Origin of the sequence: Burkholderia sp. A2 (assembly GCF_001729305.1) — a bacterium.
Lineage (GTDB): Bacteria > Pseudomonadota > Gammaproteobacteria > Burkholderiales > Burkholderiaceae > Burkholderia > Burkholderia sola.
On sequence record NZ_LZXX01000128.1, the window covers coordinates 1 to 2,085 of the forward strand.

The window sequence follows — 2,085 nt, forward strand, 5'->3', positions numbered from 1 at the left end:
CGCGACGATCGCCACCGCGATCAGCAATGCGGCGAGCAAAGACCACTTGACCCACGTCCAGACCGATGCGGGACCGGTCACGCGCGGGAGGATACGATTCAGCGGCCGATTCATGGCGGCGTCTCCCTGAGGGCGCGGTTGTCCGGCCACACCCCATTAAGGATTAGTGTAGTCCTCCGCGGCGGACTGCCAAGGGCGGTTGACTACCGAGATGCGCCGGCGCAACAGGCGTGCCCGCGCCAGCCGGGCGACGGGTCGATGGCGGTCGGGGCGCCAGCCGGCGCGGGCGCGCCAGCCCGGCGCGGTCGAGCGGGCGGCGGCGAGCCAGCGTGGAAAAATGGTGCGCGCTTTCACCGTTCATTCAACTGACGAAATGCTCGATCAGGTGATCGACGAACAGCCGTGCCTTGCGCGGAAAATGCCGACGGGTCGGGTACGCGACATTCATCTCGAGGGCCTCCAGTCGATAGCCGGGCAGCAGCGCGAGCAGCCGGCCGTCGTCGAGATCCGGCTTGACGAGGAAATCGGGCAGGACCGCGATGCCCATGCCGGACCGCGCCCAGTTCCGGATCAACCCGACGTTGTTCGACGATGCGGATTTGTTCGGGCGCACGGTGATGCGCATCTGTTCGTGTTCGAACGACAGGTATTCGCCCGCGAAATCGGCATGGAATGCCAGGCCCGCGTGCGACGCGAGATCGTGCGGATGACCGGGCGCGCCGTGCCGTTCGACATAGTGCGGCGCCGCGCAGACGATCCGGTTGATGCGCGTGAGCGGGCGCTTCACGAGCGTGTTGTTGCTGATGTGCTGCGACAGCAGCAGCCCGATGTCGAAGCCCTCGGACACGAGGTCGACGTGACGGTCCACGATCGTGACTTCCGGCACGATGGCCGGATGCCGCGTCTTGAACGTGTCGATGGCCGGCGCGAGCACGTGCATGCCGAACATGACGGGCGCGGCGATTTTCAGCGAGCCGATCGGTTCGTGATGCATCGAGGCGATCGTTTCCTCGACCCGGTCGATTTCGTCGATCACGTGACGTATCTGCGCCAGATAGAGGTGGCCCGCGTCGGTCAGCGACAGGCTGCGGGTGGTGCGATTCAGCAGGCGTGAGCCGAGCCGATCCTCGATGCTCATCACGAGGCGGGTGGCCGACGAGTTGGAGATGTTCAGTTCCGTGGCTGCGCGCGCGAAACTGCGAAGTTCGGCGACCTTGACGAATAGTCGCATCGGGAGGAGTTCGTCCATTTTTTATCGATAAACAGAAAGCGTGGATTCAATTCTATCCATCGATTTGATGAATTTTAACGGACGTTTTTAACGAATGATTATTATGGAATCGCGTATTTATCGGGTGCGAGAACGGTCGGAGAATGACGGGTTTCAAGGCATTCAGGTCGTTGAATTGGCGATTTGATTGCGATTGCAGTTAGACCTTTTTGATGAATTTGTATTTAGTAATTGTACGAAAATATAGGCTAATTTTTTCGTTAAAGCCTCGGACGTTATCGATGCGATGTGATACCGAACCGTATACGTCCCTGTTGCGTGGGCAGCTTCGCGCGTTCGTGCCGGCGCACGGCCTCGACGGAACGGCGGATCGGGTAGTCGCAGGCAACCGGGACGATTTCGGGCTGAGCCCCGCCGCGCGCAGGCGCTCGTCGCCCGCGCGGCATCGAGGCCCCGATAGCCGCCGTCAGACGCTGCCCGCGGTCTCGATCACGAGGATACGCGCGGCGCCGAGCGGATGCGCGACGTGCTCCGTGCCGACTGTCGCGTGAAAGACGTCGCCCGTCTCGAGCACCGTCGCATGCTCGACGCCTGCGTCGCGGTAGCGCATCTCGACGCGGCCGTCGAGCACCGCGAACACTTCCTCGCCGTCGTTCACGTGCCAGCGATACGGCTGGTCGGTCCAGTGCAGCCGGACCGTGATGCCGTTCAGGTTCGCGATGTCGAGCGCGCCCCACGCGCGGTCCGCCGTGAATGCGGCACTCCGGATGATCTTCATCGATGTGTTCTCCGGCACGCGTGTGTGCCGCCTTCCCGTGATTTTTCCGACATCCGCATTCAGCGCGACGTCGCGC

At 62.7% G+C, this 2,085-nt stretch carries 2 protein-coding genes; both read right to left on the reverse strand.

The features are described 5' to 3' along the window. Nucleotides 1-361: 361 nt before the first annotated feature. A complete protein-coding gene (locus A9Z05_RS29760) occupies nucleotides 362-1,249 on the reverse strand; it encodes a LysR family transcriptional regulator (RefSeq protein ID WP_069621227.1) in 888 nt (295 codons plus the stop codon). 448 nt (nucleotides 1,250-1,697) lie between these two features. Further along, on the reverse strand, nucleotides 1,698-2,009 hold the full coding sequence (locus A9Z05_RS29765) for a cupin domain-containing protein (protein WP_069621228.1): 312 nt from the start codon (nucleotides 2,007-2,009) through the stop codon (nucleotides 1,698-1,700). Between the last annotated feature and the right edge of the window lie 76 nt (nucleotides 2,010-2,085).

Coding starts and splice junctions, on each gene's coding strand:
- A9Z05_RS29760 (WP_069621227.1), bottom strand. CDS start 1,249: ATGGACGAACTCCTCCCGATGCGACTATTCGTCAAGGTCGCCGAACTT.
- A9Z05_RS29765 (WP_069621228.1), bottom strand. CDS start 2,009: ATGAAGATCATCCGGAGTGCCGCATTCACGGCGGACCGCGCGTGGGGC.